Source organism: Pedobacter sp. ok626, from assembly GCF_900100435.1.
Taxonomy (GTDB): Bacteria; Bacteroidota; Bacteroidia; order Sphingobacteriales; family Sphingobacteriaceae; genus Pedobacter.
The window spans coordinates 1-19,749 of sequence record NZ_FNEX01000009.1; the positions used below are offsets into that span (position 1 = coordinate 1).

Consider the following 19,749-nt stretch of genomic DNA (forward strand, 5'->3'; position numbering starts at 1 on the left):
AAGTTTCCCATAAGGTCTTTTCCTTCTCTGCTTTATTAGCTTTTACATCCGTGCTGGTAGCTGTTGTGGTTTTTGTAGTATCCGTAACGGTGGTTGCCTGAGCAACTGTGGCTGTATCAACTTTAGTGGTAGTATCGGGACCAATCTCAGTAAATTCAAGATCAGCCATCGAGGTATCTGCTTCCTGTGCGAATGCGCAGGTAACAGCGCCAAAAAGTAAGAAAAGCCAAATGACAAGCACTTTCATGCTTGTCAAATAGTTTTTTAAAATCATTTTTTCTTATTTTACTGGAATAGAGAACTCAACTGTTTCTGGAGGTAGGCACTGAGAATCATCACATACCATGAACTCAAGTGTTCCTTTAACAATTGCAGTTGCACCAGTTAATTTAACTTTTTGTTGGAAAGTAACTGTTTTCTCAAAGTAAGTAACATTCATATCAAATGACTTCTCGAATTTAGTAATTCCTTTTGGTTCGATTGTTTTGCCTACTGGTTTGTAAGCTTTTGAAGGTGCAAACGTAAAACTTGTTTTTACTGGACCACCATCAGCCATATTTTGTGAATAAAGGTGCCATCCTTCATCAATAGTAGCTTTAAGGTACACAGTAGCTTCTGTTTTTGAAGTTTTCTTTGCAGCGTAACTCCATTTTACGGGTTTCAAAATTTGACTACTTGCAGATAAGCTAAATAGTATTCCAACGGTTAACAAGATTAGGTTTTTCATTTTTTAATTGTTTTTTTATGTGTTAGCAAACTTATGTATTTCCTGTAATATCATGGGTATTCAATTTTGTAATTTAAGTCATACCTATTAAATATTACATTTAGTACACAGCTTTGACTCCTCTTTCCCCATTAAGTTTAACGCCGTATCAGTTTCAACTTAGTGAGGTATGGTTTGGATTCGGTTGCAAACATATCATTTTATTCAATAAATGTAAATTACAGATCAACCCAGAAGAGATAATGCCAAGACTTCTTTAACCATGAAACCAGGTTTACAACCCCAATTATCATCAAAAAAGCTTTCAATTGATAATTTATGGATTATAATACCTGGTTTTATGGCTAAATATCTAGAGATTATCTAGTCGGGTAACAATTGTGTGATATCAAAAATATCCCCCTTATAATCCCCCTCCAAGTGCTCGGTAAAGTTCGACTGTAGCATTGAGTTGCGCCGTTTTAATGGTCGTTAACTCAAGCTCACTTTGCAGTGAATTGCTTTGAGCAGTGATCACTTCAAGGTAATTCGCCATCCCGCTTTTAAATAATAGGTTGGCATTTTTAACAGCTTGCTGTAGGGTGTTTACTTTATCTTTTGAAATGTCATATTGCTGCTTTAATTTTTCAATTTTGACCAATTCATCAGAAACTTCGGAAACAGCATTCAGTACGGATTGACGGAATTGTATTACTGTTTTTTCTCTTTCAATTTTTGCCAATTCATATTGCGTTTTTAACTGTCGGCCTTGAATTAGTGGCTGCGTAATTCCACCAGCTACTACACCAAATAATGAAGCTGGTATATTGAACCAATTACTGGCTTTAAATGAATTGAGGCCAGCACTTGCTGTAATGCTTAAGGATGGATACAGACTTGCTTTGGCAACACCTACTTTAGCATTGGCAATCGTTAATGACAATTCCGCACTTTTAACGTCTGGACGTCTACTAACCATCGCTGAAGGATAACCTGCTGAAACCTGGCTAATGACATTTGTCTTATCCAGGCTTGCCAAGCGCTCCACACTTCCCGGTAATCGACCGGTAAGCATCCGTAGTGCATTCTCCTGTATCGTTATGTCTTGCTCAAACTTTGGAATCAGCTGTGCGGCAACCAATTGCTGAGCTTTAGCTTGCTGAATAGCAAGTGATGTTACCTGTCCTGCATCAAACTGCAAGTTTATAATTCTTAAGGTACTATCACTTAAAGCTAAATTCTTCTTAGCAATGGCCATCTGTGCATCCATCATTAACAATCTGTAATATCCCTGAGCAACGCTGGCTACCAATTGCGTTTGCACGGCTTTTCTGGCTTCCTCTGTCTGTAAGTAAGTTGCTAAGGCTGCATGTTTTTGACTCTTTATTTTACCCCAGATGTCGGCCTCCCATCTTAATCCCAGGTTTGCATTGAAATCTTCAACATGAGTCGTTTTTAAAAACTGGCTGGTGCTTAACCCATTTAGGCTGTTATCTGAAGGGCGATTTGAACTTGCTTCTACTTGTAAATCTAGCTGAGGCAAATTGCCCAGTTTTGCTTGCTTCAGTAACTGCTGTGCCGATTGGATATTTTTAAGGGCAATTTGTAAGTCGTAATTTCTTACCAAAGCGGTATCTACAAGATTCCTTAATTCTGCTTCCTTAAAAAAATCTTTAATGGTTTGATCAGCTATACTCACTGTATCTCGGCTGTGAGCGTTCCTAAAATTTTCGGGGATTGCTTTCGTTGGCAGTGCGGTATCTTTTGATATTTTGCATCCAGCAAGCACCAGCAAAACAGACAAAGCAACTAATGTATTTCTATATGTGCTCATTTTATCTTATTATTATTTAAATGATTAAGAATAGATTATTTCTGAATCTACCTTTATTACTTCAGGCTGATGATTGTCTTTATCCTGTAGGGGTTTACCAGATACTTTTTCCTGTAAATTTTGGAAAATGACAAACAACACAGGGATCAACATTAGTCCAAGGATTACACCAGAAACCATTCCGCCTGCAGCACCAATACTTATAGAGTGATTACCTTGTGCCGAAGGCCCTGTCGCGATACTCATTGGAAACAATCCAACAACAAATGCTAATGAAGTCATCAGAATCGGACGCAATCTCAGTCTTGCTGCATCTAAAGCGGCGTTCACTAAAGATAAACCTGCCTTACGACGCTGTATAGCGAATTCAACAATCAGAATAGCATTCTTAGCAAGTAGCCCTATGAGCATAATTAATGCAACCTGTACATAGATGTTGTTTTCTATACCTGTTAAACCAATAGTCACAAATACGCCCAATACCCCGGTAGGAACTGATAATATAACCGCCAATGGTAAAATATAGCTTTCGTATTGTGCTGCAAGTAAGAAGTATACAAAGACTAAACACAGTAAAAATACGACAGTAGATTGTCCATTTGAAGACATCTCTTCCCTGGTTTGTCCGGAGAATTCGAATCCATAACCTGCTGGCAATTGATCTTTGGCTACTTCCTGTATTGCATTTATCGCATCACCAGAACTAAAACCTGGTTTTGGAATAGCATTTACCTGGATGGAGTTAAATAGATTGTAGCGTGATGCGGTTTCTGATCCATAGACACGTGATAATTTCACCAGTGTTTTTATAGGTACCATCTCCCCTGTTTTGTTTTTAACAAACACCCGGTCTATTGCCGATGGATCTGCCCTGTCGGCAATATCTGCCTGAACCAATACCCGATAATACTTACCAAAACGATTAAAGTCTGAAGCCTGAGCACTACCGAAATAAGCTTGCATAGTTTGCAAAATATCGCGCACATTAACCCCTAATTGGTTTGCTTTCTCATCGTCTACTTCCAATTGCAATTGCGGATAGTCAGCTTTAAAGGTGGTAAAAGCTACTGCGATTTCTTTCCGCTTCATCAATTCCCCAATAAAATTATTGGCTATTCCACTGAATTTATCCAGTTTACCACCTGTTTTATCTTGTAAAACAAGATCCAAGGCTTCCACGTTACTAAAACCCGGAACTGTTGGAAAGCTAAATACGAAGAAACTACCACCACTGATGGCGCCTAACTTACCTCTGATCACATCCATGATAGCATTAATATCCTGAACCTTACCTCTTTCTTTAGTAGGTTTTAACAATACGAAAACTACTGCTGATGAGGGACTAGTTGATGATGTTAGCAAGTTAAAGCCTGTTATTGCAGTTACGAATCTTGATGCATCCAAAGAACGTAGTTCTGTCTCCGCTTGCTGCATCACTTTAGCCGTGCCGTCTAATGAAGTTCCTGATGGTGTATTTACGGCAATGGCCACGAAACCTTGATCTTCTGTTGGGATAAAGCCTGTAGGTGTAGTTCGAACCAACCAGATGGTTGCTAAAACAATAATCGCCAACGCACCAATACTTACTACTTTGTTTTTAATCAAGAAACGCAAACCACTAATGTATCTATTGGTCATTGCATTGAAGCTGCTGTTGAATCCAGCGAAGAACTTCTCTTTAAAGCCTTTTTCTTTTCCTTCGGTCTCCCCAGTGTGGTTACTCTTTAAAAACAGAGCTGCCAATGCCGGACTTAAGGTTAATGCATTAATCGCAGATATGATAATTGCTGTTGCCATGGTAAAGGCGAACTGCCTGTAGAAAACACCTGTGGAACCTTCAAGGAAACCTACCGGTAAAAATACAGCAGACATCACTAGAGTAATGGAAATAATGGCTCCACTAATCTCATGCATCGCTTCGGTAGTAGCTTGTTTAGCCCCAATGTGGTTGTGTTCCATCTTAGCGTGCACTGCTTCGACGACCACGATGGCATCATCTACCACAATACCGATCGCCAATACCAATGCAAATAAAGTAAGCAAGTTGATAGAGAAGCCAAAGAGCTGCATAAAGAAGAACGTACCCAAAATAGCAACCGGAACAGCTATGGCTGGAATCAATGTCGACCTGAAATCTTGAAGGAATATAAATACAACGATGAATACCAGGATAAATGCTTCGATAAGTGTGTGTACAACTTGTTCAATAGATTGATCGAGCGCTACCTTTGTACTGTAAAATATATTGTGCTTTACGCCTGCAGGAAAATCTTTGGCAGCTTTTTCCATTAGTTTATTGATGGCAATCTGAATTTCATTGGCATTAGAACCTGCTAATTGTATAATTCCTAGTACCACCCCTTTTTTACCATTCAGGCGCGTAAGACTGTTGTAGGAGTAGGCTCCAAACTCAACTCTACCTACATCCTTTAAATGCAATACGGAGCCATCTGAATTAGAGCGAATCGCTATATTTTCATACTCTTCAGGTTTTGTTAGTTTGCCTTTATATTTAATTACATATTCAAAAACTTCATTGCTACGCTCTCCAAAACGACCTGGTGCAGCTTCTAAACTTTTATCTTGTATGGCAGCCATCACTTCATTAGGTGTGATTTTATAGCTTGCCATTTGTGTTGGATTTAACCAAATCCGCATTGAGTAATCTTTAACACCACCAAATATACTAGCCGATCCTACCCCTGGAATACGTTTGATTTCTGGTATGATATTGATTTGCGCATAATTGGCTACGAAAGTTTGATCATATTTACTTTCATCTTCGGTATACATCCCAATAGCCATAATAAAACTATTCTGCTGTTTCGCCGTGATGATCCCTTGCTGTACAACCTCCGAAGGCAATTGACTGGTTGCTTGTGTAACACGGTTCTGCACATTTACGGCGGCTTGATCCGGGTCAGTTCCTAATTTAAAATAAACTGTAATGGCCAATGTACCATCGTTACTTGCTGTTGAGCTCATGTAACTCATGTTTTCGACACCATTGATGGATTCTTCCAATGATGGTGCTACAGAGCGTAGTACAGTTTCGGCATTGGCGCCTGGGTAGTTGGCCGTAACCAATACAGAAGGCGGTGCGATATCCGGAAACTGCTGTAAGGGTAATTTAGTAAGGCTTAATACTCCAAGTATGACCAATAAGATGGAGATTACAGTAGCCAACACCGGCCTCTGAATAAATATTTTGAACATGATTGTTAATGTTTAATGGTGTAATTAGTTTTTAGCAACTTTATCTGTTGCTCTCTGTGGCGCAATCACTGCGCCCTCTTGTAGGCGGTCAAGTCCGCTTAACACAATCTGATCACCGGCTTTTATACCATCCTTTACCAGGTAATTGGTTCCTGTTTTACCAATAACAGTAATGGCTTGTTTTTTAACCTTATTGCTATCCGCAAGTGCAAATACAAATATTTTGTCTTGCACTTCTATTGTAGCAATCTGTGGCACCACAAGCGTGTTTTCGTGTTGTAGGCTCAGACGTATCTTTCCGGTATTCCCAGATCTCAATAAGCCTTGCGGATTAGGAAACTTTGCCCGAACTGTAATGGCACCTGTAGTTTTATCAAACTGACCATCTATTACGTCAATTTTTCCTAACCTGGCATATTCAGTATTGTCGGCCAAAATCAATTTCACTGCAGGAAGTTGTTTAAGCTTATCATTTAGCGTTTGCCCTGGATATTGTTCCTTAAAGTTCACAAAGTCCTTCTCACCAAGAGAAAAATATACATGAACATCATGCACATCCGACAATTGTGTTAAGGCATCCACATCAGCTGGTGCTACAAGACTTCCTTGTTTTTTGGCTAATCGGCCAATATAGCCGCTTACTGGTGCCTTAATTAAGGTATAACCAAGATTTATAGAAGCCGTAGAAACGTTTGCTTTCGCCTGTTCAATGTTCGCTTTAGCAACCTGCGCGGTAGCTTTCGCTGATTTTAACTGAAATTCAGATATTACCTTATTCTGAACCAATGGAGTTAAACGCTCTACTTCTAATTGGGCGTTAATCAAAGCGGCTTCTGCCGAATGTTGAGCTGCAATTGCATTATTCAAAGAAGCACGATATTGCTGATCATTAATTTTAAATATCGGCTGCCCGGCATTTACAAAAGCACCTTCATCAACATACACTTTCTCTAAGCTTCCGCTAACCTGAGGTCGAACTTCAACATTAACAGTACCCTCTATAGCAGCTGGATACTCTTGAAAGGTTGTCTCTGTACCTGAAGTTACACTTGCTACCGGTAAAGCTGGTGGTGCAGGTGCCACAGCCTGAGGAGTTTTACTAGTGCAACTATATAAAAACAGGGCAAATATCAGGGCTATTGCCTTTCCAACGTTATTAGATGATCTAACAGCGTTAAGTAATAATGGGTAAAAGGATTTATATTTCATGAGAATTGATTTTATTAATTTATGATTATAACGTATGTAAGTGATTTAACAGCGTTAAGTAGCTCTAGAAAAAAACAGGCTTTCTTGTAAAGCCTGTAAAAATTAATCGTTTATATATTTAATAATACCTTTTAAAGCGTCTTTTAAAATATGTTGATTCATCTCTTCGTCTCTTCCTTTATTTACCATATTGATAGAGATCAGACCATGTATAATAGACCAAAAAGTATAATACTTCCTGCATATTACCCCTTCTTCTGGCTGTTCAGCTTTCATTAGGTCTTTAATGGTGTCAAAAAACAAATTATCTAGAAACTCCATTTCCGGCACCTTTGCTTTCTTTTGTTCGCAGCAAACCATATCTACGCCAAACATTAACTGGTAATACTCTTTGTGTTTAAAGGCAAAATTCCAGTAGGCAGTCCACATGGCTTCCAATTGTTCCTCAGTTTTTTCGTATTTGCCTTTAGCAGCTTTAACATTTTTACCAAGTAATACGTACCCCTGTCGGGTTAGTTCAAGTAAGATTCCTTCTTTATTGGTAAAATACTCGTAAATGATTGGGGCTGTATACTCTATCTTATCTGCAATTTTCCTCATGCTTAGCGCTTGCCAGCCATCCTCTTTAACGATTTGTAAGGCTGCTTCGAGGATTTTTGTCCTCGTTTCTTCTTTCAGCCTTTGTATGCGTTCTTTACTTCCCATTACATTTTGTCAAGATGTATAAATAATCTAACACCGTTAAGCAAATGTAAAAACAGTTCTTCAAGAATCTATCATTCGTTTGTCAATAAATGATTAATTAAAATAAATTTAAGCTTATCGCCTTAATAATTGCAAATTAGCGTTTCTATTTAAAGAGAAATGAGCATGACCGTTACATTAAGAGATATTGCTAAAGCACTTAATTTATCTATTTCTACAATTTCAAAGGCTTTAAATGATAGTCATGAAATTGGTTCAGAAACGAAACAAAAGGTTTTAGATTATGCTAAGAAGCATCATTATTCGCCAAATAGAATGGCTAAAGGCCTAAAAGAAGGCAAAAGTCGATCTATTGGTGTCGTAGTATGTTCTTTGGATAACAATGTAATTGCCCAGATGCTGGATGGGATTCATAAAGCGAGCAACGATAAATCTTATCAGATCATCATCATGCAAAGCAAGGAATCTGAGAAACTAGAAACAGCTTGTATTGAATTGCTTTACGCAGGTGGTGTTGATGGGATTCTGATCTCTCCTGCTTATGAAACCATAAACTTTAGTTACTTAAATTCTTTACAGGCTTCGGGCTTACCTATAGTGCTTTTTGATCGCTTGATTGACCAGGTGACTACCCATAAGGTTGGCGCTGATAATTTCAAGGGTGCTTATGATGCAACCATGCACTTGATTCATAACGGATACAAAAACATTGCACATTTAAATACAAACACGATTCTGAGCATTGCTACGGATCGTTTAAATGGATATAAACGAGCACTTGAAGATAGTGGCATAAAATACAGACCTGAGTTATTGCGTTCCTGCAATTATACAGATGCTAATAAATTGAATGAAGACCTGGAACAAGCCATTAAGTATTATATGAGCTTAACGGATAAGCCAGATGCCATTTTTACGGCAACTGATCAAATCAGCACCAGATGTTTGGTCTTGCTGAATAAATTGGGTTACAAAATCCCAGATGATGTTGCACTGATTGGCTTTACGAATACAGAGCTGGCTGATGCAATGAACCCAGCTTTGAGTACAGTACATCAGCCAGCTTTCGAGATTGGTCAGCTTGCTGCTGAAAAACTAATCTCACTGATTGAAAGGAAAAATCTTGATGACGGTTACGAAACGATTATGCTGCCTACCAATATCAAGGTAAGGGCTTCATCGCAACCTCATTCTCATTAATAATTTCCGGTAACGCCCAATTCTAATCCACGTAATTCTGCTAACCCGCGTAAACGTCCAATTGCAGAATACCCTGGATTTGTCACCTTGTTTAGGTCATCCAACATTTGATGGCCGTGATCTGGTCTGAAAGGTATTGGTTCAGCTCTGCGCGCATTTTCTGCAGTAACAGCTTTCATAATTTCATACATATTTACGTCGCCACCCAAATGGTCTGCTTCATAAAAATTACCTTCTTCATCCTTAGTTACATTACGCAAGTGTAAGAAGTATACCCTTTCTTTTACCGCCTCAAAAATTTCAGGAAGGTTGTTGGATACACCGGCTCCAAGTGACCCTGTGCAGTAACAAATACCGTTAAAAGGTTTATCTACACTTCTCAAAATATCTACCAAATCTTCTTTTGTACTCACAATACGAGGTAAACCTAAAATTGCATAAGGAGGATCATCTGGGTGGATGGTCATGTTTATGCCGGTTTCTTCACATACATCTGCAATTCCATTCAGGAAATAGGCCAGGTTTTTCTTTAGTCCCTCTCTACCAATAGTTTTATATTCTTCGATGCTGGCACGTAAAGCTTCCAGTTCGATTTCCTTTTCATTGGGTATGCCCATCAGGACATTGGTTTTCAGCTCATTTAGCTCATCTGTATTCATCGTTGCAAAACGCTCTTTTGCTCTTTGTCTCAGATTTTCAGCGTAATCAGTATCTGCTCCTTCTCTTTTCAGGATAAAAAGGTCAAAAACGGCAAGATCTAACCAGTTAAAATATAAAGCTTTTGAACCATCTGCCATGGTTAGATCCAATTGCGTACGTGTCCAGTCAAGAACCGGCATAAAATTATAGCATACTGTTTTGATGCCACATTTTGCCAGGTTTCTTAGAGATTCTTTATAATTCTCAATATAATGATCTGCATCCGCTCTGCGTGTTTTGATTGCTTCATGAACCGGTACACTTTCTACCACAGCCCAGGTTAATCCAGCAGCTTCAATAATTGCTTTTCTTTCTTTAATATCCTCCAATGGCCATACCTCTCCATGTGGAATATGGTGTAATGCACTAACAATTCCTGTAGCACCTGCTTGTTTTACATCTTGCAAACTAACCGGATCTATTGGTCCATACCAACGCCAGGTTTGTAGTAACTTATGTTTTGCTGTATTCATTTTATATCGTTGTTATCAATTTTAAACGCCACTGTAAGCATTAAATCCGCCATCAACCAAAATGGTTTCTCCATTTACAAAGGCTGATGCATCACTTAACAGATAAATTAATGTACCATTTAATTCTTCTGGGCTACCCAAGCGCCCAAATGGGGTATGGTTTACAAAGCGTTGTGCACGATCTGTAAAAGATCCATCAGGATTGGTGAGTAAGGAACGGTTCTGCTCTGTTAAGAATACGCCCGGCGCAAGTGCGTTCACTCTTACTTTATCTCCATAACGCTGAGCTAATTCAACGGCCATCCATTTGGTGTAACCTTCTATTGCATTTTTACCCATTGTATAGCCCAAAACACGTGTTAAAGGTCGTTGTGCAGCTAATGATGAAATGTTAACAATAGATCCTTTACCTTTCTCGGCAATTACCCGTCCAAAAACGTGTGTTGGGTAAACTGTGCCAAATAGATTTAATTCGACCGCTTTTTGAGTATCGGCAATATTTATATCGAATAAGTTCTGATCTGGCGAGACTGTCGCACCTGGAATGTTTCCACCAGCTGCATTTACCAATCCGTCAATCGTACCCCATGTGCTTAATATTTGATTTTTAGCGTCTATTAGGGCTGCTTCGTCCAATACATCTGTGATTACAGCAATTGCTTCGCCTCCATTTTCTGTAATGGCTTTTACACGCTCATTGGCTTTTTCTTCATTTCGACCCAAAATGGCAACCTTCGCCCCTGCTGCTGCAACAGCTAATGCAAAAGACTGTCCTAATACACCTGTAGCTCCTGTGATTACGATTACCTTGTTTTCCAGCGAAAACAGATCTTTGCTCTTCATATAATCTATTTAATATGGATTTAATAATTCTATCAATGTTAATGAAATTTAAAGGTTTGATTCAATAATCAGAACTAAATATTTACGAAATCGTTTGAAATTTATTAAATAAATTAGTTTACTTCTATTTAATTGCAAGAACCTGTATTATTGCAATCTGAAATTATTATATATATGCTAAATCAAGAAAACATATTGGTGTTTGGTGAATTGCTACTGCGGTTCAGTTCTACTGAAGATCAATTTATTTCTAAAAATCACACTGTTTCTTTATTTCCTGGCGGCTCTGAGGCAAATGTTTCGGCCTCATTAGGTCAATGGAATATTCCTTGTGCTTATGTAAGTTGCGTACCAGACAATGCATTGGCCAACAACGCCCTTCAGGCTTTACAAGAGCTAGGGGTAAATACTAGCAAGACTGTGCTACAAGGAAGTAGACTAGGTTTGTATTTTTTGCTTTCGGCCAATGGCCTAACCAGCGGAGAGGTAGTTTATGATAGGAAATTCTCCTCATTTAGCAGCCTTACTCCAGGTACAATTGATTGGGAAAAGATTCTGGATGGTCATACCTGGTTTCATTGGACCGCTTTAACTCCTGCATTGAGTGCAAATATGGCCGCGGTTTGTAAGGAAGCACTGGTTGCTGCAAGAAAAAAAGGACTAAAAATATCTGTAGACCTAAATTATAGAAGCAGATTGTGGGATTATGGAAAGCAGCCCATTGATGTAATGCCTGAGTTGGTTGAGTATTGTGATGTAATTATGGGCAATATCTGGGCGGTAAATAAAATGCTTGGTATTCCTGTGGATGAGAAATTGGATCGTCAGACTTCCGCTGAAGACTATACGATTCATGCCAATGCTTCGGCAAAAGCAGTTTTTGACCGTTTCCCGCAGTGTAAGCATATTGCTAATACCTTTAGGTTCATGGACAATCCAAAGCATAACCTGTTTTACGGAACCTACCATACGCCTGAAAGCAATTACATTTCTTCGATACTGGAAACGAATGAAGTTGTGGATAGAATCGGCAGTGGTGATGCTTTTATGGCTGGATTAATTTACGGATTGACAAGCAGTAATGATGGTCAGGAAATTATAGATAAAGCAACCTCCTCAGGTTACAAAAAGCTTTTTGTAAAAGGCGATTTTGGTGACGGATCTATTTAATGAAAATAATAACAGATTGTAACGATAAAATAATCATATACAGATGAAAACAGAAACAAACCCTTTAAAAGTCATTCAGGACTACCCGGTTATTCCGGTTTATTATAATGAAGATGCTCAAACCTGTATAGAAGTAGTAAAGGCAAGTTATGCCGGTGGTATCCGCGTGTTTGAATTCACAAACAGAGGGCCCAAAGCACCAGAAAATTTTAAAGCATTATTAGCTTATAGAAATGAGCATTTTCCTGATATGAAGCTTGGGATAGGTACAATTAAAACAGTAGCTCAGGCCGAGGCTTACATCGAACTTGGTGCTGATTTTATTGTTAGTCCTATTGTAAGGGCGGATCTTGCTGAAATCACTGCTTCACACAACATATTATGGGTACCGGGATGCATGACGCCTACTGAAATTAATTTAGCTGAAGAGCTTGGCGCACCATTGGTTAAGCTTTTCCCTGGAGATACTTTGGGTATAGGATTTTTAAAGGCGATCAAACCATTGTTTCCTAACCTTAAATTTATGCCAACAGGTGGTGTTGATGTAAATAAGGAAAATATTGATAATTGGTTAAATGCAGGTGTTACCGCTTTAGGATTTGGTTCTAAACTGTTTCAACAGCCTGAAAACGCCAAAGATTATAACTGGCTAACAGAGCGCTGCCAGTTGCTTATTAAATTAGTTAAAGGCTAAAATAACCTTAAAATTTGAAGAACCTTATCAACTTAATAGCTGATCAAGGTTCTTTAAATTTATTGAAAGCCTTAATTACTTCTTTTGATCTTCTCTATCGTAGAGGTCAATCAATTTACTTTGCAGTCGGATCACGGAATTTTCTAATGTGGCGATCTTCTCTTTTAACTGCTGAATAAGCTGTTCCTGCTCACTAGCCCCTTCTTCTCCAACATCAAGAAATTCTCTAAGGGTTAGACCATGAACCTTCGCTATTTGATTTATCCTGCTAAAGTTCGGATCCGTGATGCTAGTTTCTAATTTTGAATACGCCGGGATTGATATTTCCAATTGGTCAGCCATTGCCTTTTGGTTAACTCCCATCTTTTGACGTAAGATCCTAAATTTTTCACCTAAAGTTTTCATAATTTACGAAGTATATCTTTGTGAACTTTTTTATATAATAAAATTAAGAATTATTTAATAAAATATTGTAATATTCTTATAATATTATGAAATAAAATGCGAAATTCTATTTCACAGATTAAATAATTATCTAATAATAGTTTAGGGAAAGATAAATACACAGTGCATTGGTGTATCGAAAAATTACTTCTTAGATTGCCTGAAGATAAAGGCCGCCATTATTATAGCTACCGAAAGCCCTGAAAGCCCCGGGAAAGAGATAAACAAAAATAGTAAACCTGAAACTGCACACAACGCCAGAATAAACAGAAAGCCCTGAAAAAAAGTATCCATCTTAAATGCTGCAAGAAGTGCGAACAGGACAAATGTAATTGCCAGAATATTTATAAACATATGCAAATATGCATATTCAATGTTAAGTTAATGTTAACAGGTATATTTTTTGATGTTTTGTCAATAAAAATGACAAAAGCCCTGCGCAGCTTAGCGTGCAGGGCTTTGTTATGAGATATAAGCGAAAATTAAATACGATCCCAAATATGATTAGTAGTCGTCATTCAAAGCAAAAATCGGTTTTCTGGACATCCATTTTCCACTTGTAAAATCAGGGAAGTCAATTGTTTCATTACCCATCTCTATAGACTGCTCACTTAAGGGGGTAATCGCACTCCATGCAGCGGCGTCGTAAACATCCATTGGGGTTGGCTCATTACGTTTTGCCGCTTCAATAAAGCCGTGTATAACAAAGAAGTCCATACCACCATGTCCAGCACCCTCAGCATCGTTGCCATATTTTTTCCATAGCGGGTGATCGTATTTTGCCAACCACTTATCTTGAGCATCCCATTGGTGCGGCTTGCTTTCTCCTTCTACATAAATACTTTTATTGAGATCCATCCAAAGTCCTTTTGTTCCTTGAACCCTAAAGCCTAAAGAATATGGTCTTGGAAGATTGGTATCGTGTTGCAGAATTATTGTTTCTCCATTCGCACAATCAATTGTAGTGGTTACAATATCGCCTAAACGGAAATTAACTTTTGCATTAGGATGGTTTTCGCCACCTTTTTCAACTATATAATTGTGTAATCCCCTAGACTTTGTGGCAAACGAATTTAGTTTAAGGAATTTATTTCCTCTGTTGATATTGATACAATTTGCAACTGGGCCGATACCATGTGTTGGGTAAAGATCTCCGTTACGGTGCACAGAATGATTGGTCCTCCATCTTGCTTCAGAGAAGCCTTTCTCATTAAACTCAACACCACCACCATAAGGTTTTACACCATCATTAAATTTAACTTCTCTTAAATCATGTTGGTATCCACCTTGTAGATGCAGCATTTCGCCAAACACACCATGTCTTACCATGTTTAAAACGGCAAGTACATCTCTGCGATAGCAAACATTCTCAAGCATCATAACATGAGCCTCATGTTTTTCTGCTGCCTGTACAACATCCCAGTGATCTTGCAGGGTAATACCAATTACAACTTCACTGGCTATATATTTAAGTCCTGATTCCATAGACTTAATGATCATTTCTTTATGCCATTCCCAGGGAGTAGATATCACTACAGCTTTTAGTCCTTTTGTCGTTTCCAACATTTTTTTCCAGGCATAATTGTCGCCCGTAAAAATTTTAGGCATTGGTTTGCCACTTTTAGCGATCATTGCTTTAGCACTGGTGAGCATACGATCATCTACATCACAAATAGCAACCAAATCAACATCTGATCTCTTTAACAATAAGTTTAAATGGTTCTGACCACGTAAACCTACCCCTATCATTGCTACTTTTATTTTATCGGCCGCGGTATTGGCAAATAAAGAATTGTTTGGTAAAACTGTCGCGGCAGCAGCAGTAATGCTACTGTTCTTAACAAATTCTCTTCTGTTCATATTATTTTAGTTCATTTTATGTGTTAGGGTTAGCTACGCATATTACTCTTACAGGTGAATAATAACTCCAAGTTATAGAACTATCCAGTTAACCCAATAAATTAATATCTAAAAAAACACACAAACGTTTGCGTGAGATCAAGTGTATTCACCCCTAAAATTAGGAAGTGATTGCAGTTTTTTATTAAAATGTTAAAGTTTATTTTAATATTTGAGGATGATGCCGGATAAACCAACCACTATTAAGGAAATTGCCAAAATGCTCAAGATTTCAGTTTCTACTGTATCAAGAGCATTGAACGACCATTCCAGTATAGGTTTAACAACAAAAATGCGTGTCAAAAAGCTTGCCGCAGAACTTAACTACGAACCAAATCAGCGGGCTATTCAGTTTTTGCATGGCAAATCATTTGTAATAGGCGTTATTTTGCCAGAATTGTCTGAGTCATTCTTCTCCACTGCGATAAGCGGCATTGAGGATATTGCCTATAAACGTAACTATACTGTTTTATTGGCGCAATCGCATGATGATGCAGAAAGGGAAAAACTTCTTGTTGCTAAAATGAAAAGCCAAGGCGTTGATGGCTTACTGGTTTCTGTTGCTAAAACCACCAGTACTTACGAACATTTTGAGCTTTTTAGGAAATTAAACATTCCTATTGTATTTTTTGATCGTATCCCCCCTATTAAGGATATACACTACGTTAGTTCGAACCTGGAAACAGGTACTTTTGAAGCTGTAAATTTTCTCTTAAAAAAGGGGCATCGAACCATAGGTATGATTAATGGGCCGGGTACGCTTGTGGCAAGTCATGAAAGAAAAGAAGGATACATCCGGGCAATGACAGCAAACCGGTTAAAGTTTGATCCTTCCCTTATCGTAACCTGCGATTTGTCCGAAGACGATACAATTAAAGCGATGGATGCCTTGCTAAACCACAGACGAAAACCATCAACAGTGGTAACTTTTAACGATTATGTAGCCTTATTTGCTATGCGGTATGTTAAGTCTATTGGGCTTACTGATATTGATTTTGTGAGCTATGCCAACCTCCCTATCATCAATTATATGGATCATACACCAATAGCCTCTGTCGAGCAGTTTCCATATAAACAGGGTAAAAAGGCTGCTGATATATTGATAGACCTGATTAACAAGCCAAAAAATGAATCAGGTTCAGAACAGGCTTACTTTAATATTGTTGTAGAATCTGAATTGGTTTTGAGCAAGCGCAAATAATTTCGCGCAAACGTTTGCACATCTTTTTAGCCAGTTAAATATTTAAGTTTGGTTTATCAACTAGTATACAAAGCGCATGTTCGAGAATATTTTAAGTATCTACGGTTTTGATTCCGATAAAACAGATGTACGGCCATTTGGTGATGGTTTGATTAACCATACCTGGAAAGTTAATATAGATCACAAAAACTACATATTACAGAGGGTAAATAACGAGGTGTTTAAACAGCCTTCGGATATTGATGAGAACCTTGCTTTACTTAGAGATTATTTGAGCAAAGAAAATCCTGATTATCTATTTGTGTCACCTGTTATAGCTACAAATGGCCAAACATTAATACATAATGATACTGGATATTACAGACTATTCCCATTCATAGAGGGCTCAACTTCTCTCAATGTCTTAGAGAATGAGGAAGAGGCTTATGAGGCTGCAAAACAATTTGGGAAGTTCTCTAGAATCTTAGACGGTTTTAAAGCAGAGGACTTAAACATCACCATTCCAAATTTTCATAATCTGGTATTGAGGTATGATCAATTTACAGATGCTTGCAAACAGGCATCAGCAGAAAGATTAGCACAAGCGGCTGATGGAATTCAATTCATTAAAGATCATCAAGGAATTGTGGACATTTTTCGTGGGATCCTAAGTAATAAAAACATCCCATTAAGAGTGATTCATCACGATACTAAAATCAGTAATGTGCTTTTTGATGGTCAAAATAAGGGTATTTGTGTCATTGACCTAGATACCGTTATGCCTGGTTATTTTATTAGCGACGTAGGTGATATGATGAGAACTTACTTATGTGAGGCTAGCGAAGAGGAAACAGACTTAAGTAAAATTAGCATTAGAAAACCTTTCTTTAAGGCTATATACAATGGTTACATGTCGGAAATGGAATCGGTATTGACTGCTGAAGAGAAGACTTATTTTACTTACGCTGGTAAATTTATAATCTACATGCAGGCTATTCGTTTCCTTGCAGATTATCTACAGAATGATATTTATTACGGTGCTAAATACGAAGGCCATAATTTCAACAGAGCCATGAATCAGATTGAGCTACTAAAGGCATATCTTGAACTGGAGAAAGAACTCTGAACTACTTTTTAAGATTCTGTTACAGATAAAAAGGGCCTTTTATGTATGATGAAAAGCCCTTTTGCGATTAGATAGATTGTTAAAAAAATCATTTTTTTTAACAATCTATAGTTTGGATGTGATATAAAATGTTTAATTTACATGCAATATCTATATCGAGGTTATGTATAAATCTAAACTTAAACTCACTCTCCACTGGTTATTATTTATTACAGGATTTTATCTGTTCTGGGGCCTCGCCTATCTCGTTTTGGCGAAGTTTGCCATATCTCAATTCAGCAGATTCAAGAATAGTGACGGAAATGCATTGTCCGGGCTAACGGCGACTGATGTTTTTTGGTACGCCATGTTCATTTTCGGAATTGCTGTGTCCATTTTTGTGATCGGAATATTTCTCAAATACGCGCCCAATCGAAAAATAGCTGCATCGATTTATGCGGTATTAATTATTGCATCTGTAGGGATATTGATTGATAAACTTTTGGAGACAACGACGTTTTACCTTATCCTCCCTCACATCATCATTAATATAGCTTTTCTAGTGCCAATAGCACTGGCATTCTTTAAGGAACCTGAAGTGGTTAATGAAGATGAAGAGCTGGATCAGGATGAACTATAAGACATAAAATAGAAAAGGGCTACATCATTGCTTGACGTAGCCCCTTTTTGATCGCTTTATATTAGTTGCATCAATATAAATTAAAAAAGGTATTTAGTACTCAAGAAATTAGAGCTATTACTATCTACGATTTCATTGATCAAATGCTTGTTACTTTCATTTAATTTTGTAGCTACCAACGATCTGATAGAGAATGAGCGTAAGGCATCTACAACAGATAAAGTACCTTCAGCACTATCTTTTCTACCAGTAAACGGAAATACATCCGGCCCGCGCTGACATTGGCAGTTAATGTTCACTCTGCTTACCTGATTCACTAAAGGATCAATCAGCGCAGCAACTTCCTCGTCGTCATCACTAAACACACTCACTTGCTGTCCGTGAGTAGATTCAATTAAATATTGAATAGGCTCTTCCAGATCATCAAATGCAACTACCGGAATTATCGGCCCGAATTGCTCTTCTGCATACAGTTTCATGTTTTTGTTAACCGGGTAAACTATTGCCGGGTAAACAAAAGATTCAACTGTTTCACCACCGTTTTCATTAATTACTTTAGCACCATATGCTATCGCATCATCAATGCACTCTTTAAGATATGCTGGTTTCTGAGGCTCAGGTAGTGGAGTTAAAGCCACTCCATCTTCCCACGGCATACCAAATTTAAGTTTAGCTACAGCAGCAGAAAGTTCCTTTAAGAATACGTCAGCAAGACTACGGTGGATAAAAATGATTTTAAGTGCTGTACATCTTTGTCCGTTAAATGATAAAGAGCCTAGAACAGTTTCCTGTACTGCCAGCTTTATATCTGCTTTAGCGGTGATAATAGCAGCGTTCTTAGCATCAAGACCAAGTATAGCACGCAATCTATTTACTTTAGGGTGCAACTTTTTAAGTTCGTTGGCTACCTTACTGGAACCGATTAAGGTTAACACATTAATCTTACCAGATTTCATCAAATCAGGAATGATCTTATTTCCGCGCCCGTAAATTGTATTTACTACTCCTTTAGGGAAACAATCTCTAAAAGCCTCTAATAAAGGATAGTGTAATAAAGTACCATGTTTAGGTGGTTTAAACAAAATCGTATTACCCATTATAAGGGCAGGGATCAGTGTAGTAAAAGTCTCATTTAAAGGGTAATTGAATGGGCCCATACAAAGCACTACTCCAAGTGGGGAGCGTCTGATTTGTGCAACAATTCCTTGCTCGATGCTAAACTTAGACGATTGTCTGTCCAGGTCTTTCAAGGCATCGATAGTTGCATAAATATATTCAACTGTACGGTCAAACTCTTTAACAGAATCTGCATAGGACTTGCCTATCTCCCACATTAGCAATTTTACTACAATTGCCTTCTTTTCAATAATCTTATGGGTGAACTGCTCTACACAATGAATGCGGTTTGCCACGCTCATGGTAGGCCATTCTCCTCTCCCATTATCATAAGCCGCAACAGCCGCATCAAGCGCCTCGCTAGCCTCCTTTTCACTACATAATGGATAAGTACCGATCACCTTTCGCTTCAAACCGTTCTCGATTCTAATGCATATTGGGGACAAGACTTCATGCACTTCCCCATTCCAGGGCCGCATTTCTCCATTACTTAAGTACTCCCGCTGGTGTACTTCTTCTGCTAATTTAAATTCTTGTGGAATATGGTTCTCTTCCACAAAAATCGCATCAAGCTGATCTTTTAATAACATTTAGGTAATTTAATTTAGGTATAATT

At 38.1% G+C, this 19,749-nt stretch carries 16 protein-coding genes and 1 pseudogene; 6 read left to right on the forward strand and 11 right to left on the reverse strand.

Going from position 1 to position 19,749, the window contains the following annotated elements:
• The 6 genes and pseudogenes from BLS35_RS13685 to BLS35_RS13710 all read right to left on the reverse strand — a co-directional run.
• Window positions 1-274, reverse strand: a pseudogene (locus BLS35_RS13685) (hypothetical protein); the annotation flags it as partial.
• 6 nt (window positions 275-280) lie between these two features.
• Window positions 281-727: a protein-disulfide reductase DsbD N-terminal domain-containing protein gene (locus BLS35_RS13690; RefSeq protein ID WP_090781926.1), complete on the reverse strand. Its 447-nt coding sequence runs from the start codon at window positions 725-727 to the stop codon at window positions 281-283.
• A gap of 403 nt (window positions 728-1,130) precedes the next feature.
• On the reverse strand, window positions 1,131-2,540 hold the full coding sequence (locus BLS35_RS13695) for a TolC family protein (RefSeq protein ID WP_090781928.1): 1,410 nt from the start codon (window positions 2,538-2,540) through the stop codon (window positions 1,131-1,133).
• A 24-nt stretch (window positions 2,541-2,564) separates the two neighbouring features.
• Window positions 2,565-5,756, reverse strand: coding sequence for an efflux RND transporter permease subunit (locus BLS35_RS13700; protein ID WP_090781930.1), 3,192 nt, complete (start codon window positions 5,754-5,756; stop codon window positions 2,565-2,567).
• Window positions 5,757-5,780: 24 nt separating this feature from the next.
• A complete protein-coding gene (locus BLS35_RS13705) occupies window positions 5,781-6,965 on the reverse strand; it encodes an efflux RND transporter periplasmic adaptor subunit (RefSeq protein WP_090781932.1) in 1,185 nt (394 codons plus the stop codon).
• A 102-nt stretch (window positions 6,966-7,067) separates the two neighbouring features.
• Window positions 7,068-7,670 (reverse strand): TetR/AcrR family transcriptional regulator, encoded by a 603-nt coding sequence (locus tag BLS35_RS13710; RefSeq protein WP_090781934.1) that lies wholly within the window; start codon window positions 7,668-7,670, stop codon window positions 7,068-7,070.
• Between the two features lie 165 nt (window positions 7,671-7,835).
• On the opposite strand from BLS35_RS13710, the gene BLS35_RS13715 reads away from it, so the two are divergent.
• Window positions 7,836-8,870, forward strand: coding sequence for a LacI family DNA-binding transcriptional regulator (locus tag BLS35_RS13715; RefSeq protein ID WP_254778877.1), 1,035 nt, complete (start codon window positions 7,836-7,838; stop codon window positions 8,868-8,870).
• Here the strand turns inward: BLS35_RS13715 and uxuA are convergent.
• Window positions 8,867-10,042, reverse strand: a complete 1,176-nt coding sequence (gene uxuA, locus BLS35_RS13720) for a mannonate dehydratase (protein WP_090781938.1) — start codon at window positions 10,040-10,042, stop codon at window positions 8,867-8,869. The genes BLS35_RS13715 and uxuA overlap by 4 nt on opposite strands.
• Before the next feature lie 21 nt (window positions 10,043-10,063).
• Window positions 10,064-10,885: an SDR family oxidoreductase gene (locus tag BLS35_RS13725; RefSeq protein WP_090781940.1), complete on the reverse strand. Its 822-nt coding sequence runs from the start codon at window positions 10,883-10,885 to the stop codon at window positions 10,064-10,066.
• Between the two features lie 174 nt (window positions 10,886-11,059).
• On the opposite strand from BLS35_RS13725, the gene BLS35_RS13730 reads away from it, so the two are divergent.
• Both BLS35_RS13730 and BLS35_RS13735 read left to right on the forward strand, forming a co-directional pair.
• On the forward strand, window positions 11,060-12,055 hold the full coding sequence (locus tag BLS35_RS13730; RefSeq protein ID WP_090781942.1) for a sugar kinase: 996 nt from the start codon (window positions 11,060-11,062) through the stop codon (window positions 12,053-12,055).
• 43 nt (window positions 12,056-12,098) lie between these two features.
• On the forward strand, window positions 12,099-12,749 hold the full coding sequence (locus BLS35_RS13735) for a bifunctional 4-hydroxy-2-oxoglutarate aldolase/2-dehydro-3-deoxy-phosphogluconate aldolase (protein WP_090781944.1): 651 nt from the start codon (window positions 12,099-12,101) through the stop codon (window positions 12,747-12,749).
• A gap of 75 nt (window positions 12,750-12,824) precedes the next feature.
• On the opposite strand, the gene BLS35_RS13740 is transcribed toward BLS35_RS13735, so the two are convergent.
• Window positions 12,825-13,154, reverse strand: a complete 330-nt coding sequence (locus BLS35_RS13740; protein WP_090781946.1) for a helix-turn-helix domain-containing protein — start codon at window positions 13,152-13,154, stop codon at window positions 12,825-12,827.
• 543 nt (window positions 13,155-13,697) lie between these two features.
• Window positions 13,698-15,053, reverse strand: a complete 1,356-nt coding sequence (locus BLS35_RS13750; RefSeq protein ID WP_090781950.1) for a Gfo/Idh/MocA family protein — start codon at window positions 15,051-15,053, stop codon at window positions 13,698-13,700.
• Window positions 15,054-15,270: 217 nt separating this feature from the next.
• Here BLS35_RS13750 and BLS35_RS13755 point away from each other — a divergent pair, with 217 nt between their 5' ends.
• The 3 genes from BLS35_RS13755 (at window position 15,271) to BLS35_RS13765 (ending at window position 18,017) form a co-directional block, all read left to right on the forward strand.
• Window positions 15,271-16,293, forward strand: a complete 1,023-nt coding sequence (locus tag BLS35_RS13755; RefSeq protein ID WP_090781952.1) for a LacI family DNA-binding transcriptional regulator — start codon at window positions 15,271-15,273, stop codon at window positions 16,291-16,293.
• Window positions 16,294-16,369: 76 nt separating this feature from the next.
• A complete protein-coding gene (locus tag BLS35_RS13760) occupies window positions 16,370-17,398 on the forward strand; it encodes a phosphotransferase enzyme family protein (protein WP_090781954.1) in 1,029 nt (342 codons plus the stop codon).
• Between the two features lie 163 nt (window positions 17,399-17,561).
• Window positions 17,562-18,017, forward strand: a complete 456-nt coding sequence (locus BLS35_RS13765; protein ID WP_090781956.1) for a hypothetical protein — start codon at window positions 17,562-17,564, stop codon at window positions 18,015-18,017.
• A gap of 80 nt (window positions 18,018-18,097) precedes the next feature.
• Here the strand turns inward: BLS35_RS13765 and BLS35_RS13770 are convergent, their stop codons facing one another.
• The gene (locus BLS35_RS13770; protein ID WP_090781958.1) at window positions 18,098-19,723 is read right to left on the reverse strand and encodes an NADP-dependent glyceraldehyde-3-phosphate dehydrogenase; all 1,626 of its coding nucleotides are present in this window, start codon (window positions 19,721-19,723) and stop codon (window positions 18,098-18,100) included.
• Window positions 19,724-19,749 lie beyond the last annotated feature (26 nt).

Bases quoted from the DNA above. Each gene is read 5' to 3' on its own strand.
- BLS35_RS13690 (WP_090781926.1), bottom strand. From the start codon at position 727: ATGAAAAACCTAATCTTGTTAACCGTTGGAATACTATTTAGCTTATCT.
- BLS35_RS13695 (WP_090781928.1), bottom strand. From the start codon at position 2,540: ATGAGCACATATAGAAATACATTAGTTGCTTTGTCTGTTTTGCTGGTG.
- BLS35_RS13700 (WP_090781930.1), bottom strand. From the start codon at position 5,756: ATGTTCAAAATATTTATTCAGAGGCCGGTGTTGGCTACTGTAATCTCC.
- BLS35_RS13705 (WP_090781932.1), bottom strand. From the start codon at position 6,965: ATGAAATATAAATCCTTTTACCCATTATTACTTAACGCTGTTAGATCA.
- BLS35_RS13710 (WP_090781934.1), bottom strand. From the start codon at position 7,670: ATGGGAAGTAAAGAACGCATACAAAGGCTGAAAGAAGAAACGAGGACA.
- BLS35_RS13715 (WP_254778877.1), top strand. From the start codon at position 7,836: ATGACCGTTACATTAAGAGATATTGCTAAAGCACTTAATTTATCTATT.
- uxuA (WP_090781938.1), bottom strand. From the start codon at position 10,042: ATGAATACAGCAAAACATAAGTTACTACAAACCTGGCGTTGGTATGGA.
- BLS35_RS13725 (WP_090781940.1), bottom strand. From the start codon at position 10,885: ATGAAGAGCAAAGATCTGTTTTCGCTGGAAAACAAGGTAATCGTAATC.
- BLS35_RS13730 (WP_090781942.1), top strand. From the start codon at position 11,060: ATGCTAAATCAAGAAAACATATTGGTGTTTGGTGAATTGCTACTGCGG.
- BLS35_RS13735 (WP_090781944.1), top strand. From the start codon at position 12,099: ATGAAAACAGAAACAAACCCTTTAAAAGTCATTCAGGACTACCCGGTT.
- BLS35_RS13740 (WP_090781946.1), bottom strand. From the start codon at position 13,154: ATGAAAACTTTAGGTGAAAAATTTAGGATCTTACGTCAAAAGATGGGA.
- BLS35_RS13750 (WP_090781950.1), bottom strand. From the start codon at position 15,053: ATGAACAGAAGAGAATTTGTTAAGAACAGTAGCATTACTGCTGCTGCC.
- BLS35_RS13755 (WP_090781952.1), top strand. From the start codon at position 15,271: ATGATGCCGGATAAACCAACCACTATTAAGGAAATTGCCAAAATGCTC.
- BLS35_RS13760 (WP_090781954.1), top strand. From the start codon at position 16,370: ATGTTCGAGAATATTTTAAGTATCTACGGTTTTGATTCCGATAAAACA.
- BLS35_RS13765 (WP_090781956.1), top strand. From the start codon at position 17,562: ATGTATAAATCTAAACTTAAACTCACTCTCCACTGGTTATTATTTATT.
- BLS35_RS13770 (WP_090781958.1), bottom strand. From the start codon at position 19,723: ATGTTATTAAAAGATCAGCTTGATGCGATTTTTGTGGAAGAGAACCAT.